The 23,564-nt window shown below is 62.5% G+C and carries 14 protein-coding genes; 12 read left to right on the top strand and 2 right to left on the bottom strand.

Translation table 11 applies throughout. The features are described from left to right. Positions 1 to 394: 394 nt before the first annotated feature. Both M1247_RS10855 and M1247_RS10850 read left to right on the top strand, forming a co-directional pair. Positions 395 to 3,640, top strand: coding sequence for an NAD-glutamate dehydrogenase domain-containing protein (locus M1247_RS10855; RefSeq protein WP_317156322.1), 3,246 nt, complete (start codon positions 395 to 397; stop codon positions 3,638 to 3,640). 212 nt (positions 3,641 to 3,852) lie between these two features. Beyond that, positions 3,853 to 5,097 (top strand): MFS transporter, encoded by a 1,245-nt coding sequence (locus M1247_RS10850; RefSeq protein WP_317156321.1) that lies wholly within the window; start codon positions 3,853 to 3,855, stop codon positions 5,095 to 5,097. A gap of 68 nt (positions 5,098 to 5,165) precedes the next feature. Here M1247_RS10850 and M1247_RS10845 read toward each other — a convergent pair whose 3' ends face one another. Further along, a complete protein-coding gene (locus M1247_RS10845) occupies positions 5,166 to 6,392 on the bottom strand; it encodes a cytochrome P450 (RefSeq protein WP_317156320.1) in 1,227 nt (408 codons plus the stop codon). Positions 6,393 to 6,923: 531 nt separating this feature from the next. Here M1247_RS10845 and M1247_RS10840 point away from each other — a divergent pair. The 6 genes from M1247_RS10840 to M1247_RS10815 all read left to right on the top strand — a co-directional run bounded on the left by M1247_RS10840 (position 6,924) and on the right by M1247_RS10815 (position 15,831). Then, positions 6,924 to 7,385, top strand: coding sequence for an ester cyclase (locus tag M1247_RS10840; protein ID WP_317156319.1), 462 nt, complete (start codon positions 6,924 to 6,926; stop codon positions 7,383 to 7,385). 307 nt (positions 7,386 to 7,692) lie between these two features. Beyond that, entirely contained in the window at positions 7,693 to 9,975 is a 2,283-nt protein-coding gene (locus M1247_RS10835) for an oxidoreductase (RefSeq protein ID WP_317156318.1), read from the top strand. 122 nt (positions 9,976 to 10,097) lie between these two features. Beyond that, on the top strand, positions 10,098 to 11,777 hold the full coding sequence (locus M1247_RS10830; protein ID WP_317156317.1) for a flavin-containing monooxygenase: 1,680 nt from the start codon (positions 10,098 to 10,100) through the stop codon (positions 11,775 to 11,777). Positions 11,778 to 11,952: 175 nt separating this feature from the next. Further along, complete coding sequence (locus tag M1247_RS10825; RefSeq protein ID WP_317156316.1) at positions 11,953 to 12,933, top strand: MFS transporter; 981 nt, start codon at positions 11,953 to 11,955, stop codon at positions 12,931 to 12,933. Then, positions 12,930 to 14,288, top strand: coding sequence for an aminotransferase family protein (locus tag M1247_RS10820; protein WP_317156315.1), 1,359 nt, complete (start codon positions 12,930 to 12,932; stop codon positions 14,286 to 14,288). The genes M1247_RS10825 and M1247_RS10820 overlap by 4 nt, the downstream gene beginning before the upstream one ends. Positions 14,289 to 14,334: 46 nt before the next feature. Then, complete coding sequence (locus M1247_RS10815; protein ID WP_317156314.1) at positions 14,335 to 15,831, top strand: aldehyde dehydrogenase family protein; 1,497 nt, start codon at positions 14,335 to 14,337, stop codon at positions 15,829 to 15,831. Between the two features lie 82 nt (positions 15,832 to 15,913). On the opposite strand, the gene M1247_RS10810 is transcribed toward M1247_RS10815, so the two are convergent. Further along, positions 15,914 to 17,539 (bottom strand): PucR family transcriptional regulator, encoded by a 1,626-nt coding sequence (locus M1247_RS10810; protein WP_317156313.1) that lies wholly within the window; start codon positions 17,537 to 17,539, stop codon positions 15,914 to 15,916. A gap of 165 nt (positions 17,540 to 17,704) precedes the next feature. Between M1247_RS10810 and M1247_RS10805 the strand changes: the two genes are divergently transcribed. The 4 genes from M1247_RS10805 (at position 17,705) to M1247_RS10790 (ending at position 23,564) form a co-directional block, all read left to right on the top strand. Next, complete coding sequence (locus M1247_RS10805; protein ID WP_317156312.1) at positions 17,705 to 19,894, top strand: N,N-dimethylformamidase beta subunit family domain-containing protein; 2,190 nt, start codon at positions 17,705 to 17,707, stop codon at positions 19,892 to 19,894. 60 nt (positions 19,895 to 19,954) lie between these two features. Then, on the top strand, positions 19,955 to 21,331 hold the full coding sequence (locus M1247_RS10800; protein ID WP_317156311.1) for an NADP-dependent succinic semialdehyde dehydrogenase: 1,377 nt from the start codon (positions 19,955 to 19,957) through the stop codon (positions 21,329 to 21,331). A 299-nt stretch (positions 21,332 to 21,630) separates the two neighbouring features. Further along, on the top strand, positions 21,631 to 22,773 hold the full coding sequence (locus tag M1247_RS10795) for an aromatic ring-hydroxylating oxygenase subunit alpha (protein WP_317156310.1): 1,143 nt from the start codon (positions 21,631 to 21,633) through the stop codon (positions 22,771 to 22,773). Further along, positions 22,764 to 23,564 (top strand): SDR family NAD(P)-dependent oxidoreductase, encoded by an 801-nt coding sequence (locus M1247_RS10790; protein WP_317156625.1) that lies wholly within the window; start codon positions 22,764 to 22,766, stop codon positions 23,562 to 23,564. The genes M1247_RS10795 and M1247_RS10790 overlap by 10 nt, the downstream gene beginning before the upstream one ends.

Raw genomic sequence — 23,564 nt, 5'->3', positions numbered from 1 at the left:
GATTTTCGCTTGCAGGATCGGTGGTTGCCGCCGCTCGTCGTCGCCGAACACTTCCAGCGGAGTTTTCTCCGTCGCCGCGCTGTAGGCGCCGAAGATTTCATCGACCAGTCCAAACCATCGAAAAATTCGAACGATCAAGGCGGACAAATTGCGCTGGACCGGCCGTTTGAAGTCGTCCAGGCTGTAAGCAGACGAGCCCGAAGTGAGCTCGGGATCGACAAAATTACTGCGTCAGTGCATCTTTGGCCTGACAGAACGACTGAGAGGTGCTGGTGATTGTGCGCGCCATTTTCGACCTGATTCGAAACCCGCCTGTTGCCTTGAGCCGATGCGGCACCCCACTGGACGATCGTCAACGTCCGTCGATCGTGATGTTCGGATTCGAGGAACTGCGATGATGGCTCACACCGAAGCGTTGGGACGGCTTCTCCATCTCCAGTTACACCCCGAAACCGGTGGCACTGCAAGCGACGTCCGCATCAGGATCCTGTGCGACCGACTCCCGCCATTGTCGCTGCTCCTACCGCCATTCGCCGACTTTGGACTCGAAGTAGTCGACGAGCGGACCGGTTCACCGGTAGAAGGCGGCGCTGCCTCGCACGAGATCGACCTGGGTCTGCGCGCCCACACCGGACTCTGGTGGAATGAGTCATCGGCGGGGCGCTCGGAGCAGCGGGACCGCTTCCTTGACGCAGTGAGGGCCGTTTGGGCCGGCCACTGTGAATCAGATCCGCTGAACAGCTTGGTGCTCACCGCCGGACTCACGTGGGTTCAGGTGACCTGGTTGCGAGCGGTGGCAGCGTATTTACGCCAGACGCAGGCTGCGTTCTCGCTGCCGTACATCTGCGAAGCTCTTGCTGGACAACCTGTTTTCGGCGCTCTCGCGGTGCAACTCTTCGAGGAACGTTTCGATCCGGACCGCCACGACGACGACGATCAACGTGCTGCGGCCCAAGCTGAGGTTGCCGAGCGGTTCACCCGCGGCCTCGACTCGGTTGCCAATCTCGACGAAGACCGGATCCTCCGGTCCGTTCTGGGCATCATCCAGGCGATCGAGCGCACCAACGCATTCCAACGCAGTGACGACGGGCAAGCGCCGCCGACCCTCAGTCTAAAGATCAGTCCGCAACGAATTCCTGCGATCCCGCGGCCCACACCCGTGGCTGAAATCTGGGTGTACAGCCCAAGAGTCGAGGGCATGCACATGCGCTTCGGCAAGGTTGCGCGAGGTGGCATCCGCTGGAGCGATCGTCGTGAGGATATCCGGATGGAGGTCCTCGCGTTGACCAAGGCGCAGGTCTCCAAGAACGCTGTCATCGTGCCCACTGGCGCCAAAGGCGCCTTCCTGCCGAAGCAGTTGCCCGACCCTTCGGACCGCGAGGCCTGGCTAGCCGACGGTCTGAGGTCGTACCGTGAATTCGTCGCCGCACTCCTGGACGTCACTGATAACCGCGTGGGTGAGGCGATTGTCGCTCCAGCTCGCACAGTGCGCCACGATCACGATGACCCTTACCTCGTTGTCGCCGCCGACAAAGGCACCGCTACCTTCTCCGACAACGCCAACGAGATTGCCCGAAAGTACGGATTCTGGCTCGGCGACGCTTTCGCGTCGGGTGGGTCAGTAGGCTACGACCACAAAGCGATGGGCATCACCGCTCGTGGCGCGTGGGTGTCGGTGGAACGTCATCTCCGTGAGGCCGGCATCAATCCCACAGGCGACCCGTTCACAGTGATCGGCATCGGCGATATGAGTGGGGATGTCTTCGGCAACGGAATGCTGCTGGCCGAAAACGCGCATTTGGTTGCAGCATTCGATCATCGCAACATCTTTCTCGACCCCAGTCCGATCGCTTCGGCCGCGCTGACGGAGCGGCGCCGACTGGCGTCTCTTTCACGATCGACGTGGGCCGATTACGACCCTAAAGTTCTCAGCGACGGGGGAATGATCGTCGACAGATCGGCGAAGTCGGTCGTCGTCGGCCCTGTGGTCGCCGAACTGCTGGACCTCGAGCCAACTATTCATCGGCTCACGCCAACGGAATTGATCCGCGCGATTCTGTCCATGCGAGCTGACCTGCTCTGGAATGGCGGCATCGGCACCTATGTAAAAGCCAGCTCCGAGAGTCATGCCCAGGTCAACGATCGCACCAACGACGGCGTGCGTATCGATGCCGATGCCCTCCGCGTCAAGGCGATTGGAGAGGGCGGCAATCTAGGTCTGACTCAGGCTGCCCGCGTCGAAGCTGCACGCCGAGGCGTGAGGCTCAACACTGATGCCGTCGACAATTCAGCAGGCGTGGACACCAGCGACTACGAAGTGAATATCAAGATCGCGCTGGCGGGCGGTCAAGAGGAACTCGAGTCCAGCGGACACGACAGGATCGAAGTCTTGAGATCGATGACCGGCGACATCGCTGACACGGTCCTTCGACACAACCATGATCAAAATGTGCTTCTGGCAATGGAAACGCGTCAATCCGCCGAGAACCTGCCCGCGCTGAGATTGCTGATGCGGGCACTGACCGAATCCGGTCACCTTGACCCTCCCCGGGACTGCCTGCCAGATGAGTCGGAACTGACGGTGCGGGAAGCCGCCGGCCAAGGAATGGTGTGCCCTGAGTTGGCTGTCCTGATGGCGAGCACCAAGAATGCGATCAAGGACGAGCTTCAAGGGACGGCGGTCGCAGAGGATCCATGGTTCATTCACATTCTCCGCGGCTTCTTCCCGAAGCGCCTTCAGTCTGTGGTGCCCAAATCCATCGACACCCACCCGCTGGGCGCCGAAATCATCATCAACGAAGTTGTCAACGAGGTCGTCAATCAGGCGGGAATAACCGCGGTCAGTCGCGCGGCAGGCGATACCGGCGCTTCCGTGGAACTGGTAGTAAAGGCTTATGTCGCAGCCATCGAGGTGTTCGACCACAGGAGCGTCACCCATAAGCTGGACGCTGCCGCAGCCCAACTGCCCCTCGACCCGGTGGCTGAGATCCGATACGAAGGTCGAAGGCTGCTCGATCGCGCCGCGCGATGGTTCATCGAAAGGCATCCCAGCGGTTTCGGGATTGCAGAGGTCGTCGAAGCTCTGGCGCAACGGATCAGCTCGCTGTCGGCGGATGAGCCCGAGCGGCTGTGGGGGCAAGAGAAACGGCGATTCGAGACGAATGTCAGCGCCTTGGAAGCCCGCGGGGCTACAACGGAACTGGCCCGGCTCGGGGGCTCCTATCTCGATAGCTATGTCCTCCTCGACGTCATAGAAATCGCCGACGACCTTGAGATCGGGGCCGAAGAAGTGGCGGACCTGTATCACTACGTCTCCGATCAGTTCGGAGTCGACTACCTACTCACCAGGGTCAGCCTTTTGCCGCGTCGGACATACTGGGACCGGCTGGCGCGCACAGCGCTCCGGGATGAGCTCTATGCCGTGCTGTCGAAGCTCACTCGTACCGTGGCCAGTGGGTGGATCAGCACACCATCTGACCGCGACGTACGAGGGGTTTTCGAGGAGTGGCAGGCCAACACGACACACCTCGCTGTACGCGCCCGAAGAACAGTTGCCACTGTGTCCATCGACGAACGCCCTCAGCTCAACGCCCTCACGGTAGTCGTGCGCGCACTGCGTGCTCTCACCCAGGATGCTTGAGGCGCGGGCCGCTGCGCTCCCGGGACGACATCGGAGACGGCCGAACTTGACGTCGTGTCGCGGCCGGCGCCGATGTCTCAGACAATCCGACGGTATGGAGGCGACACCCTCACGTAGCAGTCTTTAACCGCTCAGTCGGTGCGCGTAGGTTGATGTTCGAGCGACGCGTCACCGGCAAAAGTCAGTCGGAGCCCGAGGCGCGGAGGACGGACATGTCGAACAACAGGTGGGCCCAGCTTTCCGCCGCGTATCTGGCGCTTGTCGGCGCGTTCCTGCCGTACGTCGGATGGAGTCCAAGCCTGGGCGCCATCAGCGAAGACCTTGGGTTGAGCTATGCCCAAGCGGGAGGAATCTCTTCTGTCACCGGTCTCGTGGCGGGCTTGATGATCTTGGTGGGTGGTGTTCTTGCTTCTCGCTGGGGCAGCAAGAACGTGATTGTCGCCGGTCTGGCCGCAGGTGTCATCGCGCAAGTGGTATTCGCGATGTCGGATGGATTCGAGATGGTCGTGATTGCCCGGGTTTTCGCCGGACTGGCGGTGGGGTTCCTCTGGGTTGCGACGTACACCATGGCGGTCGGATGGTTCAGAGGCAGCAGACAGACCGGACGAGCAGTGGGCATCATGATGTCGGGCGACGGAGTCGGCGCTGTCCTGAGTCTCTTCGTTTTCTCCGCCATCCTGGCAGCCTTCGGCTGGCGAATGGGTTTGGGCGTGCAGGCTGTGTGTCTGGGTGCGGTGCTCATCGTTGTTCTCTTCGTCTCCAAGAACGCACCGTCGGCAGGTGACGATCTGGATCGGCTCGACGACCCAACTGCGGATCGGCGGGGAGTGCGAGCTGCAGAGCCACCCGCTCGGCCTGTATTCAATCGAAATGTTCTGTCAGCCACAGTCTTTTGGATCGGCGGCGTCGGCTTGTTCTCGGCAATCGCCAGCTGGATGCCTGCCATTCTTGTCGAGAACGCCGGGTTCTCGGAATCGATGGCCGGTCTCGTCACTTCGCTGTTCTCCATTGCCGGTATGGCAGCCGCATTCGGAGGCCCGATCGTCGCCGAACGTGTCGGCAGCAAGAAGCGGGTCGTGTTGCTGGGGGGGACCGCGACGACAATCGCCGTTGCAATCATGACACTGTGCGTTGCGACGGACAATTACCTCTTGGTCGCTCTCTGCATTCCGTTGCTCGGGCTCGGCGTATATGCGGGAGAGCCGCTGATTCTGGCAGAGGCGGTTGAGTCAGTCCGTGAAGAATATTCGGGTGTGGTGAACGGCATCGTCCTCGGCGTTCCCTGGATCGTCAGTGGGTTCGCCTATCCGTACGTCCTCGGTTTGGTGAAGGACGCAACCGGCAGCTTCACGGGGGGGTTCGTGGCGGTCACCGTCGCGACCCTTGTTCTGTGCGCCGTATCGCCACTGTTTATCAAGGAATTTGAACCGGCCGTGGTGGCCAAAAACAGCGCTTGATGCCCGGCCTCAGGGCAGGAGGCCAACATAGCGGCGCTGACCGCCGTGAGTTGTAGTGCCATAGCGGCCTAGAAGGTCAGCCGGAGATTCATCGTCTTCCATTGCCGCGCATGCTGAATGCTGTAATATTCGGGTCCGCCGATGGGCTCGATGCGCGCGCAGCGCTCCGTCACCGCAGTCAGGATGGTCTCGGCCTCCTGACGCGCCAAGATCTGCCCAATGCACGTATGCAGCCCAGCAGCAAAGGCCAGATGCTGGCGTCCTTCGGTTGAGCGGGTGTAGTCGAAGCGGTCGGGGTCTGCAAAGACACGCTCGTCGCGGTTGGCCGATGCGAGGACCACGTAAACCGTGGAGCCAGCGGGCAGAATAGTACCCGCGGCCTCCACGTCCTCGAGTACCAGACGCGTCACTCCGACTTCCGGAGTGACGAATCGGAGCAGCTCGTTGATCACCTTGGGTCGAGCTGCGGGATCGTCTCGAAAAGTGGCGAAAAGCTCAGGGTCCGCGGCCATGCGCTCCAAGCCGTGCGCTGTGAGATTAGTCGGCGAAAACTGGCCGGCTGCTAGGAAAAGCAGCATGTTGCCCGTGATTTCACGCCGCGTCATGTCGCCGCGCTGTTCGGCCTCGATGTAGCCGGCGATGATACCTGGCTGGGGCTCTCGGCGTACCTGCTCTATCGCATCGGCACAGTAGTTCTCCAGCCATGCACTGCCCTCGGTGCCGGCCCGCAGGTCGTCCTCACTGGCTACCAGGCCGAACCCACGAGCAAACTGATAGGTGTAGTGGCGTACCTCATCGGCATGCTCGGCAGGTATACCCAGGATGGAACACGCCGTTGCATGGATCGGGACAAGGCACAGTTCACGGACCGCCTCGATCTGCCCCGTCGTTTCCGCATCGGACAGCGCGCGTTCGACGATCGACGCCGTGGTTGCCATCCAACTGCGCACCGACTTGGGCGTGAACAGGTTGTTGACGAGTCTCTTGTGCCGGGTGTGCTCAGGCGCATCCATTCCAACGAGGGAAGAGTGGAGGATGTCGAAGGCCCCGAAATCCAGCTGCTGCACAGAACTTTTCGTGTGCCGCAACAGTTTGGAAACATCGTCGTACCGCGACACCACATACCTGCCGTCCTCGAGTTGGAGGACGGGAAATTCATCGCGGAGCCGGCGGAAATGGGGGTACGGCTCGTCCAGGAACTCCTCATGATAAAACGGTAAGAGTTCCGCCAGATCCGGCACGGTGGGCGAGCCTGCGCTGGTTCGCGCCTCGTGCGGCGGTGTGATGGGGATCATGTAGAAAGTCTCCAATCCGCCGCGCGCGGACGCACTAGACGAAATGGCATGGCCCGACCGGATGAACTTGACGTCTTGTCACCGCTGGGCCTTGTCACGGACACGTAGATGCGGCCAGCGGGCGGAGGCCCGCCAAACACGCTCTGCAGCAGACCGATAGCGGCGGAGTGTCGATAGTTCGCCTCAAGCGTGTGACAGTAAGTTGCTTCGGCTCGACAGAACCCGCAACTACCGTGGTCACGGACGAGCCACGGCATCCACTTCGGCGGAATGGGCGGGCAATTCACCACAACGGTTCGATCCTGAGCGGTTCTTGGATGTGAATGTTCTGTGCTGAAGTTGTGACCCGATGACGCACCGGCTCAAGCTCCTCCTGCAAGGGGGGCATATCCGATGCGCGAATATGTCTGGGGAGTAGGGCATTCGACGATGCCAGCCTGACCGGATGCGTGTGCCACAGTGACTCGTCCGGACGACCTGGATGGCGGCTTACCGATGGTGGCCGTGGACCGGGAACAGGAGAGAACCGTAGTGACCATTTCCGATAATCAAGGAGAGAATAGATTGAGCACTGCACCGGTCTTACGCGAACTGGCCTTGGCTTTCAATGCCGGCGACTGGTCCAAACTACGACAGATGGTGAGCGAGGACGTTGTCGTTGTGGATATCGCATCAGGCAGCGAAATCAGCACGGGTGCAGACGCTTTTGTACGCGGCGACCAGAATTGGCGTAATGCATTCACAGATTTCGCAGTCGAGATACTGTCGATAGTGGGGGATTCCACCCACGCGGCAGGAGACTTCATCTTACGCGGCATTCACACTGGTCCGATGCCGACACCGTGGGGTGACGTTCCTGCCACGGGTCGAAAGGTCGAACTTCCCTTTGCGATGTTCTGTGAGGTCGCCGACGGCAAAGTCGCAGTGATTCGGGACCATTACAATCCCGCAGTGGCGATGTCGCAGATCGGGGTTGAACCCAAGTCAATCTGACCGGCGGGCTACGCCAGCGGCCTCGGAACTCGGTGGAGTCGGTGGAATGGTGGCGCCGACCGCGGATGCCGGCCACCAGTACGGGCTGTCCGTGGTGGTGGCATTTGCGACCAACCGGGTGGGGGCTGGGGTACTCGGGGTCTGCCGCCCCGACGACCCGACTCAGGCGCGTGGACCAGGCACTTTACGTAGTGTCGGTGGGGGTGTCTGAGCACTTGACACTTCGCGTGTGTGCCGGCGACGCGATATCTAGCAATGTTTGTCACCACGGCAGTTTCACCCTGTTCATCTCGGCTCGCGGAGCCGTGTGGACAGAACGCCCGGCCCGGCAAAACTGACGCCGAAAGTAACCAGATCGACGGGTTTACCTGCAGAAATCTGCCTGATGGGCAGGATGGAGCCAGGGACAACAGCACGCGTCGGGTTGGCACTATACGAAGAAACCCAGAGGATGGTGATCACGGTGATGGATCCGCGGCACGCGATCTTGTTCGAACCCATAACGATCGGCCCAAAGGTTCTGCCGAACCGCTTCTATCAGGTGCCGCATTGCACCAGCTTCGGTGTCATCCGACCGCGCGCGCAGGCGAGCTTCCGCGGAATGAAGGCCGAAGGTGGATGGGGTGCGGTGTGCACCGAAGAATGTTCGATCCATCCCGAGGCCGATCAAATGCCGATGGTGCTGGCCCGCCTCTGGGATGACGATGACGCTGCCAACCTCTCCCTCATGAGCGATGCCGTCCGCGAGAACGGCGCCCTGGCAGGTATCGAGTTGTGGTACGGCGGAATCCACGGACTGAGCATGGAGTCCAGGGCGGTGCAGCGGGCGCCGTCGCAGATCGCCAGCGATCTTGTCCCCATGTCACCCTGCCGCGAGATGGATCTCGACGACATCAAAGCCGTACAGGGGTTCTACGTTGATGCGGCGTTGCGCTCACGCGACGCGGGTTTCGACATCATCTGCATCTACGGCGGGCACGAAGGCCTGCTCGAACAGTTCCTCTCGCCGCACTACAACAAGCGCACCGACGGATACGGCGGCTCGTTGGCCAACCGCGCGCGCATGTGGCGCGAGGTTGTTGAGGGGATTTCCGCCGCCGTCGGATCGGATTGCGCCATCTCCGTGCGGCTCTCAGCCGACACCATGCGCGGTGAAGACGGCGTTCTGCTCGAACGAGACGTGCTGCCCTTCGTCGAGATGTGTGACGGCGTGGTGGACCTGTGGGATGTGCACATCGGCGGCAGCGACTGGGGGGATGACGCGACACCATCGCGGTTTTTCAAGAGTGCCCGAGCAATGGAATGGGTGAAATCGGTCAAGGAGACGACGCGCAAACCGGTCGTGGCCGTCGGACGCTTCACCGATCCGAACGAGATGTGCCGTGTCATCAACGAAGGTGTGCTCGACATCATCGGTGCCGCGCGGCCGTCGATCGCCGACCCGTTCCTGCCCGCGAAGATCAAGGCCGGCCGGCTCGAAGACATCCGTGAATGCATCGGCTGCAACATCTGTGTCTCACGTTTCGAGCACGGCGGGCCGCCGATCGTGTGCACACAGAATGCGACTTCCGGCGAGGAATACCGCCGCGGCTGGCACCCCGAGCGCTTCTCCAAAGCCGCCAACGCCGAGAATGACGTGCTGATCGTCGGTGCGGGTCCCGCGGGCATGGAATGTGCTCGGGTGCTGGGTGAGCGCGGTATGCGCAACGTGCATCTGGTCGACGCGGATGCGGAACTCGGTGGACACCTGAAGTGGATGGCCAATCTGCCGGGACTTCGTGAGTGGAGTCGTGTGATCGACTACCGGTTGACGCAGTTCGACAAGCTCGACAATGTCACCGTCATCACGAACACCCGGATGACCGCCCAGGATATCGTCGACTATGGCGCCAGCCTGGTTGTCATCGCCTCGGGAGCACACTGGTCGGGCCAGGGACTGGGACCGGTCACCCGCAACGGCATTCCCGGTGCGGACACCCAGTTGCCGTACGTACTCACCCCCGAGCAGATCATGGCGGAGAACAAGCCTGTTCCCGGTGAGCGTGTGGTGATCATTGAAGCAGAGGGATACCACGTCGGCGCGGCGTTGGCCGACCGGCTCTCGGCCGCAGGCAAGTCGGTGACGGTGCTGACACACCTCGGTGAGCTCGCGCCCTACACGCACTACACGCTGGAGGCGACCCATCTGCGGAAGAAGCTCTATGCGCAGGGAGTCAGCATCGCCGCCTCGATGGTACCTACCCGCATCACCGCGGAGGGGGTGTGGGCGCACTACGCCTACGCCGAAGCTCATGACGCCAAACTCTTCGAAGCAGACGCAGTCGTCCTTGTGACCCAACGAGTCTCCGACACCACGCTCTACCGCACCATTGTCGACGGCTTCGGCGCGGAAAAGCTTGCCGAAGAGGGCATTACGGGGGTGTACCGGATCGGGGACTGTGTGGCGCCCCGGATCGTGGCGGAGTCGGTCTTCGACGGACACCGACTGGCGCGCGAGATCGACTCGGCAGATCCGTCGATGCCGTTGCCCTACCTGCGTGAGCGTCCCATTGCGCGGGAGTTGCCGCTGTTGACCGTTCAGCGCGCTTGACGAAATGCCTTGGTAGAAACCAGAAACCCTGACAGGCAGGGTCTGGCGGCAGGATGCCGTCCGGACGCAGGATTGCTTAAGTAAGCCACTTCCGGCGTTCGACCATCGAAAGGGTATGCCAAATGGAACCGACCTCCCTGGGGCAGGTGTCACACGACGGAACGACCGAGGTCGACGCTGTCGTCATCGGCGCCGGCATCGGTGGTCTCTATGCCGTGCGGCGGCTCGCTGCCGACGGGCTGAGTGTCATCGGGTTCGACAGCGCCGCCGACGTCGGTGGGGTGTGGCGACACAACGGGTATCCGGGGGCGCGGGTCGATATCGAGGCGTACTACTACTGCTATTTCGACCCGGAAATCTACGGCCAATGGAAGTGGACGCAGCGCTATCCACCTCAGGCGGAGCTGTTGGCGTACTTGCAGCACTACGCAGACCACTACGGGTTGCGGCGGTACTTTCACTTCAACACCCGGGTGGAGGAGCTGCACTGGCAGCCCCAAACCAATCGGTGGCGGGTGCGCACCGATACCGGTGCCACGGTGTACGCCCGCCACGTCGTGATGGCTACCGGTCAGCTGTCGAAATCGCGTCAGCTGCCGTTCGACGGTGTCGAGGATTTCGCCGGTCAGTGGTTGGAGACGTCGCACTGGCCCGCCGAGCCGGTCGACCTGACGGGTAAGCGGGTCGCGGTGATCGGCACGGGATCCTCAGGTGCGCAGGTAATTGCAGCGATCGCCGGACAGGTCGAAAGCCTGCACGTGTTCCAACGCACCCCCAACTACGTGGTCCCGTCGCAGAACGCTCCGATGGACCAGGATCGATACCGTCAGTACAGCGAGAACCTTGGCGAGCTGTGGGACCAGGTGATGCGCACTGGGGTGGCCTACCTGGGTCCCAACACCGACGTGCCGGCGTCGGCGATGACCGCTGAACAGCAGCAACAGCGCCTCGAAGACCAGTGGTCCTTCGGTGGACTGTCGATGACCTTCGCCTTCCCTGATCAGAAGACGGACTGGAACACCAACGACCTGGTGTCTGACTTCGTGCGTGCAAAGATCAGGGCTGCCATCAAAGATCCTGCGTTGGCGGACAAGCTCGAACCGCGTGATTATCCGATCGGAACCCGACGGTTGGTTGTCTGCAATGGTTACTATGAGGCGTTCAACCAAGATAACGTCCATCTGGTGGACCTGCGTACCGAGTCCATCAATCGTGTCACCGCAACCGGAATCGAAACCAGTGCCGGATTCGTCGAGGTCGACGTGATCATCTCGGCCCTGGGCTTCGATGCGTTCACCGGTGCTCTGGACGCCATCGATATCCGTAATGCGGACGGCCAGAAGCCGACCGATGGCTGGGAGCGCGGCCCGCACGCCTACCTCGGCCTGATGGTGCACGGATTCCCCAACCTCTACACCCTCACCGGTCCAGGCTCGCCGTCGGTGCTGGTGAATTTCAACGTACACAACGTCTTTCACGCCGACTACGTGGCAGACCTCATCTCCTTCATGGCGCAGCGCGGTTACGACGCGGTACAGGCAACTCGCGAGGCCCAGGACCTGTGGCACATCCAGACGCAGCAGGCGGCCGACGGTTTGTTGCGCAAGCAGGTGAAGAATTACATGGTGCACGTCAACGATGACGGCTCCCGCGTTTTCATTCCGTACGCCGGGGGCTGGTCAACTTACGTCGATATCGCCAACCGCATTGCCAGCGAGGGATACCCCGGCTTCGCGTTCACCGGGCAGTCTCAGTCCGCTTCAACGGCGGCGCAGAAATACCCAGCAGCACTGCCACTGTAGAAGCGGCGCGGGCTTGCCCATGCGGCGCTGCCCAGGTTCTCGGCGAAGGCGACGCAGCACGGGACTTCGCCGATACGACGTCTACGTCCCACAGGCAGGGCAACCGCCGTCCGTCACGCGAAGGAACGGTATGTCGAATAGCAGGTGGATCAATCTGTCCATTGCCTACGTAGCGTTGGTCAGCGCGTTCCTGCCCTTCGTAGGCTGGGCGCCGGGTCTCACGGCGATCACGGGTGAGTTGGGCTTGAGTTACGCGCAGGCCGGCACTATTTCGTCGGCCACGGGTCTCGTGGCAGGCGTGATGATCATGGCAGGCGGAGTACTGTCAGCCCGCTACGGCAGCAAGGTGATCATTCTCGTCGGGCTGGCGGTCGGCATACTCGGACAACTCATTTTCGCCGGGGCCGACGAGTTCGGAGTCGTGCTCACCGGCCGCCTGCTTGCCGGGGTTTCTGTCGGATTTCTCTGGGTCGCTACGTACACCATGGCGGTCAACTGGTTCCGACTCAGCCGACAGACCGGGCGTGCGCTCGGGATTATGGCCTCCGGAGACGGCATAGGCGCGTTGTTGAGTCTGTTCGCCTTCGCTGCTGTCCTGGCCGCTTTGGGTTGGCGAATGGGTCTTACGGCGCAGGCCGTGCTCATGTCCGTGGTACTGATCGTGGTTCTGGTCGTCTCGAAGAACCCACCTACTCCAGTGGACGCACCCGGTGATTTAGGCGACCGAATGCAGATCCTTTCTGGGCATGCGGCGGGCTCAGTGTCGATGGTGAGAAGCATTTGCACCCGGAATGTTCTGGTAGCCATCGTGTTCTGGACTGGTGGCGTCGGGTTGTTCTCTGTACTGGCCAGCTGGATGCCGGCAGTGCTGATTGAAGGGGCGGGGTTTTCGGAGTCGCGTGCCGGGTTCCACACTTCCTTGTTCTCCATCGTGGGCATGGCGTCGGCACTTGCAGCGCCGTGCGCTGCCCGTCCTTTACTGAACGAATCCGTCGATCCTCGATGCCGGCCGGTGTTCAGACGCCTGTGGGCATTGAGCTGTTTCGGGCCGATCCGGCACGTCCAGGATGTGGACACTATGTCGACCTCTGCGGTGGCATTCCCGACGTTTCGCCCTTCGACGTCGCTAGCATGGTTGACGACACTTATGCCATGAGTTCGTCACTGAGAGATGTCACTTCCGTACTCACGAGCACGCCGAATGCCGCGGACCTTGCTGCTGCGGATTCGCGGCACGTCATCCACGGCTTCAGTCCATTCGGTGACCGAACACCCGGCCCGATCTTCAAGTCGGGACGTGGGATCACGCTGACCGACGTGGAGGGCCTGGACTGGCTCGACGCCTGCGCCGGCCAGGCGAACGTCGCCCTCGGGTACGGCCGTACCGATATCGCCGATGTGGTCGCCGACGCGCTACGCGAGCTCACCTTCGGCACGCACTTCTACCAGCGTCGGGGCCACGTGGGAATATCCATGCTGGCTGAACGCCTGGCCGAGATCACTCCGGCCGGACTCGATCAGTTCGTATTCATGCTCGGCGGATCCGATGCGGTGGAGACCGCTATCAAGATTGCCCGGTTTTCCAATGCCGCCGCGGGACGCCCGGAGAAGATGCACATCATCGGCCGGTGGAACAGTTATCACGGCGTCACCTACGCCGGATCCAGCATGACCGGCGATCGTGCGATGTGGCGCAACATCGGGCCGAGGCTGGAAGGGTTCTCTCACATCGACCAGCCGGAGACCGACTCCGTCGGCGCCGCGCGTCTGCTGGAAGACGAGATCCTGCGCATCGGCGCCGACAAGGTCGCCGCATTCATGGCCGAGCCGATCTCGACCCCGAACGGTATCGTCGTGCCGCCGGACGACTACTGGCCCCAGATCCGCGAGATCTGCGATCGCTACGACATTCTGCTCATCAGCGATGAGGTGCTGACCGGATTCGGGCGCAGCGGAACGATGTTCGCGGTGGAGAACTGGAATCTGCGCCCCGACATCCTGACCATGTCCAAGGCCATCACCGCCGGGTTCTTCCCGCTGGCGGTGGTGGCGATCAGTGGTGAACTCCGCGAGAAGCTGTCGGCCAGCAGCGACGCTTTCGTCCACGGCGTGACCGCCGGCGGACATCCGGCGGCCTGCGCCGCCGCCCTGGCCACCCTGGACATCTACGAACGCGAGAACATCCTGGCGAACAGCATCGTCGCCGGGAAATACCTTTCGACGCGGCTGGATGCCCTCGCCGATAGCTACCCGGTGCTCGACAAGAGCAGCGTCCGTGGAATCGGGATGATGCACGCGGTCGACATCGCCGCCGGCGTCGACCCCGAGTACGGCGCGGCCCTACACGCCGAGTTCCTCAAGCAGCGCGTCTTTGTGCGGACCTACCGCGCCAATCAGACCATCGGGTTGTTGCCCTCGTTAACTCTGAGCACCGAGGATGTGGACGCCATCACGGGGCGTATGGCGGCGGCGCTGGAGGTCACTCGGCCGCAGGCCGGCTCCGGCAACTGATCTTCCGACCCGAGCAAGGTTCCCTAGGAAACGAAAAGAAAGATCCATGACGCAAACCATCAAAAGCCCGCTCGCCGAACGCGTTCCCAGTCTGGAGCGTCTGACGCGGCCGTTCATCGACGGTGCCTACGTAGACGCCCGTTCCTCCGGGACCTTCCAGAACATCAGCCCCGTCAACGGCGAGCGGTTGCCGGATCTCGCTTCCGGTGATGCCGCCGACGTCGATGCTGCGGTGGCCTCGGCACGCGACAGCTTCGAGAACGGTGACTGGCGGCGGCGCTCGCCGCGGGAGCGCAAGGTCGTTCTGCAGCAGTTTGCGCGCACGCTCCGGAACAACACCGAGGAACTCGCCGCTCTGCAGACCGTTGAGATGGGCAAGCCGATCAAGGACGGGCGTTGGGAAGTCGATTACAGCGCCACCGTTCTGGAGTGGTTCGGCGAGGCTGTCGACCACTTGTACGATGAGGTCGCGCCCATCGGTGAGGTCGGGCACGCCACTATCACTCGCGTGCCCGTGGGTGTCGTCGCCGCGATCACGCCGTGGAACAACCCGGTGCTGATGCCCGCGGTGAAGATCGCTCCGGCACTGGCCGCCGGTAACTCGATGGTCCTCAAACCGGCCGAGCAGTCGCCGGCGATCGCGTTGCGAATCGCCGAACTGGCGCTGGAAGCCGGCGTGCCCGCCGGCGTGCTCAATGTCGTCCCCGGACTTGGCGAAACGGCCGGCAAGGCACTGTCTGAGCATCCCGATGTCGAGGCGATCGGGTTCACGGGGTCCACGACGGTTGGCCGGATGATCCTGAAGGCTGCCGCCGAATCGAACCTCAAGAAGGTCTCGCTCGAGCTCGGCGGCAAATCCCCGGCCCTGGTGCTCGAGGATGCCGCAGACATGCTGGACCTGATCGCGGTCAAGACCGCGGAATCGATCTTCGGCAACGCAGGGCAGATGTGCGACTCGAGCTCGCGCCTGATCGTGCACGAGTCGCTGGCCGATGAGCTGGTCGCCCGGATGGGCGCAGTAGCGGCCAATTGGCAGCCAGGGGACCCCTTCGACGATGCCACCGCGATGGGTGCCATCGTCGATTCCCGCCAGCTGGAGCGGATCATGGGTTTCATCGAGGGTGTCGGACCCGGTGGTGCGTCAATCGCCCACGGCGGCAACCGCGTTCGTCAGGATACCGGCGGATTCTATGTGGAGCCGACCGTCATCCGGGGTGTCACCAACGATATGGACATCGCCCGCAAGGAGATCTTTGGACCGGTGCTCTCGGTCATCACGTTCTCCGATGAGGAAGAGGGTCTGCGCATCGCCAACGACACCTCATACGGGTTGGCGGCCAAGCTGTGGACCGGCAACCTGAAGAAGGCGCACCGTCTCGCCCGTGAGCTGCGCTCGGGCGCGGTCCTGGTCAACGGTGACGAACTCTTCGACGTCACGCTGCCGCACGGCGGCTTCAAACTCTCCGGTATCGGCCGCGACTACTCGCACCACGCCTTCGACAACTGGACCCAGCTGAAGACAACCTTCATCAACCTCTTGTGACATCGTGAAACCGGCTGCCGCCGTGGGCATCTGCCCGCGGCGGCAGCCGGCGTTCGGGGCCGGCGTCAGATCCGCCCTGGTGTCAGAGTTGCCCAGTGGGGATGTGCCTGAGTACCCGCAGCGCGAGGTGCAACCCCAGCCGGACGTCCGAGTCGTCCAGATCGACGCCGAGCAGCGACTGAATGCGCTCCACCCGGTTGTAGAGCGATTGCCGCTCCAGGTGCAGAGCCCGGGCGGTCTCGGTCTTCTGGCCGTGCTGTTCTAGCAGGACCTGCAGGGTCTTGACCAGTTGAGTGCGCCGCTGCGCGTCGTAGGTGACCAAACGTTCCAGCCGCAGTCGGGCGAAAGTTTCCAGATCGGGATTGTCGCGCAGACTCCAGATCAGCCTGTCCAGATCGAGGTCGGTGGCGTCATGCCAGGCGCGTGGCGGGCTGTGCAGCGCGCCGTCCAAGGCATCCACCGAGACGGCCAGACCCTCGATCGCTGCCTGCCACGTGTGCACCGCAGGACCGACCGACAGCACTGCCGCCTGCGAGTCGGCGAGATGGCGCTTGGCGGTGTCTTCAACGACCTGTGCGACCCGATCGGCGATGCGGCTGCGATTGGCGACATCTTCGACACCGATCATGATCAGCGTCGCGTTGGCTGTAGTGGCCTCGTCGATCAGCGCGGGTATGCCGATGTTCTCCAGTTCGGAACGGACATCGCGCCATACCAACCGCCACTGATGATCTTCGGATGCGACAGTCGCTGCCCGATGATGGCGTGCCCGCCGGATGCCGATCGGAATCATTACCTGAGGGGTGAATCCGAATGCAACGGCGCGGGCTTCGGCTGTATACGGTGCGGTCGAGCCGGCCAGCAGTGAGGTCAGAAAACCGCCATGCCGACCGTGATTGGCGAACACCGCGTCGCGTCGCCGGTTGCCGATCATGAGCAGGCTCACCACCTGGGCGGCGCGTTCCAATGCCACGGTGGCCGCCTCGTCGAACTCACCGCCGTCGGCAATGCCGAGACCGAGTGCGACAAGGCGGCCGTCGCGCTTGCCGTCCATGGTCAGATGCTTCTCGATGAACGGTGGTGCGCTGTCGACCGACCTGGTGATCAACTCCCAGCCGGCGGTGACGTCGCGCTCGGTGAACCCGTTGAGCGCTCGATATACGAATCCGCCACCGGCCCGCTCGTAAAGGACGGGCTGACCCAGGACTGCGGCCAGCGCGTCGAGGACCTCGGCGATCCCGCCGCCTTCGAGTACCAGCTCGGTCAGCTGACGTTGAAGTTCCTGCGCATGGTCCAGCAGCGTGATCTTCTGGTTCACGATCTGGGTGTGAATGGCCTCGGTGATGTCGATGAACGCCGCCGGGAGATGCAACGCCACCAGCGTCAGGTGCCGTTTCTGACATTCGTCGATGATGTGTCGGGGCACGCTGTGAAAGTTGGCCCCGAGCTCGAGCACCATGGCGGCGATTCCGCGTTCGGCCAACTCCACGATGAGTCGTCGGTCGGAGGTTTCCGGTCCGTGAAACATGCGTCCCTCGGTGAGCACCAGCTCACCGCCATGTAGTACGGACGCGATATCGCGAACCTCGACGACGTGCACCCACCGGATGGCGCGATCCAGATTCTCTCGACCGGCGACCACTTCGGGGGCACCCCCGCGTAGAGCGGGCAGCTGCAAGGCCGCGCGGACGGTCAAGGTTTCGGACACCTACCGATTGTCTCTGACTCCACGCATATCGCAGCTGAACGGACCAAGCTTCTGACATTCCGTGGCGCCCGCACCCGAGACGCTTGACACCGCGCTCCTTGGGTGGCCCGTAAACATGCAGCAGTATTTCGCGAAGGATCGCCGAACTGTGTTGGGAGCTTGTCCATGAGCATGCCGATCGTCGGTTACACGGATCGCCTCACAGTCGAGCCTGGGCAAACGGTCGACTTCAAGATCAGCTGTGCTGAGACCGACTTCAGCGCATCGATGGTGCGCCTGATCCACGGCGATGCCAATCCGACGGGCCCGGGCTTCAAGGCACAACCCATCCCGTCGAGCATCGACGGTGACTATCCCGGCCACCATCAGGTGCTGCGTGCGGGGTCCTACGTCCGCGTCCCGCACCGCGTCGGGCTGACACCCGCTGCCAGCTTCTCCATTCATCTGTGGATGTGGATCAATACGTCCACAGGTGTCCGACAGACCCTGCTGTCCCAAGGGATGGTCGACGCCGGCGGCTACGCCTTGTGCCTGGAGGCCGGCCGGATCGCCGCTCGGGTCGGTGATCAGGTGGTCACCGCGTCCTGCCCGATTCTGCCTCGGCGGTGGTACTCGGTTGCGGCGGTGTTCGACGCCGTGGCAGGGGAGGTGCGACTCGATGTGGTGCCGAGGGCGATCAACCGGAGCCCGCAGCATGACCGCGCGTGCAGTTCGACCGGCATGCCGGAACCCGGCGCGGCCGATGTCCTCATCGGTGCCGAACAGCTCAGCGATGGGCTGACCGGCAACTTTTACAACGGCAAGATCGACTCGCCCCGCATTTACCCGACGGCGCTCAACGATGCCGTGCTGGAGGTGATCAGGCAGGACACCTCGAATGAGGCTGAGAGTTCGCCGCTGGCGGCATGGGATTTTGCCACCGACATCAGTAACTGGACGGTGACCGATCCCGTTGGTGGATTCCACGGAACCACGATCAACAAGCCGATGCGCGGTGCCACCGGGCACAACTGGGATGGTTCGGAGACGTCGTGGGCGTACGCGCCGGCGCAGTACGGCGCGATCCACTTTCACGATGATGACCTCGCCGATGCGGGCTGGGAGACAACGTTTCAGTGGACGGTTCCCGACGATTTACCCAGTGCTGTCTACGCGGCACATCTCGTTGCCGGTGATGCCGAGGACTATGTCCCGATCTTTGTCCGGCCTCGTCGCGGTGGTCCGACGGCCAAGATCGCGCTCCTCATCCCGACGTTCAGCTATCTGGCATATGCCAACGAACAGCTCCTCAACAATCCGCTGCTCCTCGACAAGGGTGACTACCCGTCGCAGATTCAGGATCGCTACATCGTCGAGAACCGCTTGTTGAGCCTTTACGACAGGCACAGCGACGGATCAGGCGTGTGCTATTCGTCGCGGCTGCGGCCGGTGGTCAACATGCGCCCGAAGTGCAACATGGCCTGGCTCGACAGCGGGAAGGGTTCACCGCACCAGTTCAACGCTGATCTGCACATCGTCGACTGGCTGTATGAAAACGGCTATGAGGCAGACATTTACACTGACGAAGATCTGCATCGCGGGGGACACGCCTTGTTGGCTCCGTACAAGGCGGTGCTGACCGGCTCCCATCACGAGTACTGGTCGGGTGAGATGTTGGACGCTGCACAGCGGTATCTGCAGGACGGTGGCCATTTGTTGTCGTTGTGCGGCAACGGAATGTACTGGGTGACCCAACTCGATCCAGAGACTGGGACCAGCGTCGAGATCCGTCGGCGCGGTCCGGCGACCCGGATGTGGGAACCCGAACCTGGGGAAGCGCATTTGAGCAGCACCGGTGAGCTCGGAGGTACCTGGCGGTTCCGCGGTCGCGGGCCACAGTCGTGGATCGGCGCTGGTTATACGGCCGAGACGGCGGGGCATGGTCGGCCCTTCCGACGCACGGAACACAGCCACGACGAGGATGTCGCGTTCATCTTCGACGGCGTCGAGGGTGACCTGATCGGTGATTTCCCGTGTCTGGTCAACTCGTACGGCGCAGCAGGATTCGAGTTTGACCGTGCCGATCCGGCACTCGGCACCCCGGCCGAGACCGTCATCCTGGCCACCGCCGACGGGTTCGACGATGGCGCTCAGGGAGCCATCGATGACGTCCTGCTGTCCGATTCCAGTCAGGGCGGAACGCAAAGCCCGTTGGTTCGTGCCGATATGACATTCTTGAGGTATCCCGCCGGGGGAGCGGTGTTCTCGGTCGGCTCCATCGCATGGGCTGGCTGCCTGTCCTACAACGGATATGACAACAACGTGTCCAGCATCACCCGAAATGTGCTGGACGCATTCATCTCTGGTGATTTTTGACCGCAAAGACACACACTTGAGCACGCGTTCGCAGACCGTTCGAAATAGAGGAAATGACACATGCCCATCGCCAGCGTCAACCCGGCCACCGGTGAGACGATCGAAACCTTCGCTGCCCACGACGCCGCCGAGGTGCAGCGTCGCATAGCCGAAACAGCCGACGCCGTTGAGGCGCTGCGCGATACGACGTACGCCCAACGCGCCGAGTGGATGAAGGCGGCAGCAGATCTCCTGGAGGCCGATGTCGAGTCGGTTGCCCGGATGGTCACCCGCGAGATGGGCAAGCCCATCGCCCAGTCGCGCGGGGAAGTTCTCAAGTGCGCCAAGAACATGCGCTTCTACGCCGAACACGCCGAATCCTTCCTGGCCGCCGAACTCCTTGCGGATCCCTCGGCCGTCGCCGCATCTGAGGCAGGCTCGATGTGGCAGCCGCTGGGCGTGGTACTGGCCGTCATGCCGTGGAACTTTCCACTGTGGCAGGTCGTCCGGTTCGCTGCGCCGGCGCTGATGGCGGGTAACACCGGGCTACTCAAACACGCATCGAACGTGCCGCAGTCGGCCCTGTATCTCGACGCCCTCTTCGAGAAGGGCGGATTTCCGGTCGGAGCGTTCCGTACGCTGCTCATCGGGTCCACTGAGGTTGCGGCCGTCCTCGAGGACCACCGTGTCAAGGCCGTGACGTTGACTGGTTCCGAGCCAGCGGGCCGCTCAGTGGCCGCAACGGCCGGACGGCAGATCAAAAAGGCCGTCCTGGAGCTCGGCGGGTCCGATCCGTTCATCGTGATGCCTAGCGCCGATCTGGAGGCCGCGGCCGCCACGGCCGTCAAGGCGCGCGTCTCCAACAATGGTCAATCATGCGTGTCGGCAAAGCGTTTCATCATCCACACCGACGTATACGATTCGTTTGCGAAACTGTTCGCCGAGAAGATGGCTGCGCTGACCGTCGGTGACCCGATGGACGAGGCTGTGGATGTCGGGCCGATGGCCACCGAGTCCGGTCGCGACGAAGTGGCCGAGTTGGTGGACGACGCAGTCGCTAAGGGCGCCCAAGTGCTCGTCGGCGGATCGGTTCCGAAGTCCGCAGGCTGGTACTACCCGCCAACCGTCCTTGCAGGCCTGACCGACGACATGCGCGTGGTCATGGAAGAGACCTTCGGCCCCGTCGCGTCGCTCTACGAAGTTGCCGATCGTGACGAGGCCGTCAAGATCGCCAACCAAACCACCTTCGGGCTGAGTTCCGCGGTGTGGACCACTGATGCGGCAGAGCAGGATTGGTTTGTCGATCAGCTGGACGCCGGAGCAGTTTTCGTCAACGGGATGACAGCGTCCTACCCTGAGCTGCCGTTCGGCGGCGTCAAGGCCTCGGGCTACGGCCGCGAACTCGCGGCCGCGGGCATCCGTGAGTTCTGCAACCTCAAGACGGTCTGGAAGGCCTGACCCCTCAATACCCGCCAGACGACCTGCGCGGCTGTGCGGTCTCACCGGAAACCCGTGCTGGGTGAACGGACGAGGCTGCACGGTCGCGCAGTTGTTCTTTCCGCTTCGGGCGTGCGTCAACCATGACTGAATTCAGCAAACGTTCGGCGAAACGGGCGGCGAACGATTGACGAAGTGTGAACGTCCGGGGGCCGGTGCCTGACAGTCCGAGGGGTGTCCGCGCTCACACCAGCGACGAGAATCTTCTGTGAAGGGACCCCTTCCATTGACCAGCCCGGGTCTTCCTAAGGAGCCTGTTCATGTCTGTGATCGATCACGAGAACTATTTCACCAGTTTGCCCCGCGAGTACTACCTCGACGAGGGTCGGTACACCGATGAGCTGGCCCGGGTCTGGGGCCGGCAGTGGATTTACGCCGGGCACGTTTCCCAGATCCCCAAGAGCGGTGACTACTTCACCTTCGAGGTCGGGACCGAGAACATCCTGGTGGTGCGCAACGGCGACGACGTCCATGCCGTCCACAACGTCTGCCGGCATCGCGGGCTGCAGCTGTGCAATCAACCCAGCGGCCGGGTCGGTCGCAGAATCGTCTGCCCGTACCACTCATGGAGCTATGGCCTCGACGGGAAGTTGCTCAAGGCCACCCGCCAGGCCGACGGGGAGTTCTTCGATTACAAGGACTTCAGCCTGTTTCCGATCCACGTGTCGGTGTGGCAAGGGTTCATCTTCATCAGCCTGGCGGAAGTAGCCCCCGCTCCGGTCGCGTCGATGATTGACGAGAAGGCCAACGCCGACATGGCGATCCTCGATCCCACTCGGCTCAAGGTGGCACACGAGATCACCTACTACGCCGACGCCAACTGGAAGCTTCTGCTCGAAAACGGTGTCGAGTGCTATCACTGCACCACGGTGCACCCGGAGTTCTGCGTCTCGCTGGACTCCCAGGAGATGTCGGACTACTACGAAGAGGACTACGTAGGCGATCTTGTTCAAGGTCTGGTCATCCCGGTCAAGCGCGAGCTGGAAACGCTGTCGATGGACGGGCGCTACGTTTCCAAGAAGCTTCTCGGTGAGTTCGGCCGTGGCGCGCCCGTTCCGGACGACTTCGGCGCTGGATTCATGACCCAACCCGGTTACTGTTGGGGAGGTTTCCACCCTGACTACGGCATGGTCGCCAGTACCCTTCCGATTTCGGCGACGCGAACCAAGATGGTGTGTTGGTGGTTCGTGCACGAAGACGCCGAAGAAGGGGTCGACTACGACGTCGACGAACTCGTCAAGCTCTGGGACGTCACGAACATCCAGGACCTGCACATCCAGCAGCGCCAACAAGTCGGCCTGACCTCGCAACGTTACGTTCCGGGCCCCAACTCGCCGTCGCAGGAACCCGGTATCCGCGCCGCACTGCGCAAGTACCTGGAGATGATGGGAGAATCAAACTGAGTACGCAGAACTTACGTCCGGGCCGTCTCGCCGGCAAGGCCGCTGTTGTCACCGGTGCCACCAGTGGCCTCGGCTTGGCAGTGGCGCAAGCGATGTCGGCCGAAGGCGCCGCAGTGGTGCTGGTGGGACGCAACGCCGATCGCGGGTATGAGATCGCGGAATCGATCGCGGCGGCCGGCGACACCGCGGTCTTCGTGCGCGCAGACGTAGCGATAGAGGCAGATATCGCCAGAGCAATCGAGGTCTGCCGGACCGAATTCGGCTCGCTGGACATCATGCACAACAATGCCGCGTTCTTCGTGACGGCGGAATTGCATCAGACCACCAACGAAGACTGGGATCGTTCACTACGGACCAACCTGAGTTCGGTCTTTTGGGGCTGTAAGCATGCAGTGCTGGCAATGCGGGAGCAGGGTCACGGTGGATCGATCATCAACACCGCTTCGGTGGCAGCCTTCACCGCCACAGCCGACACCGCCGCCTACGTCGCAACAAAATCTGGTGTCATGGGCCTCACCCGGTCGGTGGCGCTTGCGTATGCGGCAGCGGGAATTCGGTGTAATGCAGTGTGTCCCGGCGACTTCGAGTCACCGATGTTCGACGCCTTCCTCGCAACTCAGAGTGATCCCGACACCGCCCGAAAGGATTTCGAGGCGTTGTACCCGACCAAGCGCATCCTCAAGCCCGGTGATGTGGCCAACGCCGCCGTCTTCCTGGCCTCTGACGAAGCGGCCGGCGTCAACGGGACCTCACTCGTGGTTGACGATGGGCTCCTGGCCAAGACCTACTGA

Source organism: Mycobacterium appelbergii, from assembly GCF_032883035.1.
Classification (GTDB): domain Bacteria; phylum Actinomycetota; class Actinomycetes; order Mycobacteriales; family Mycobacteriaceae; genus Mycobacterium; species Mycobacterium appelbergii.
Note: the sequence above shows the minus strand (reverse complement) of the source record. Positions and strands in the feature narration are given on the sequence as shown.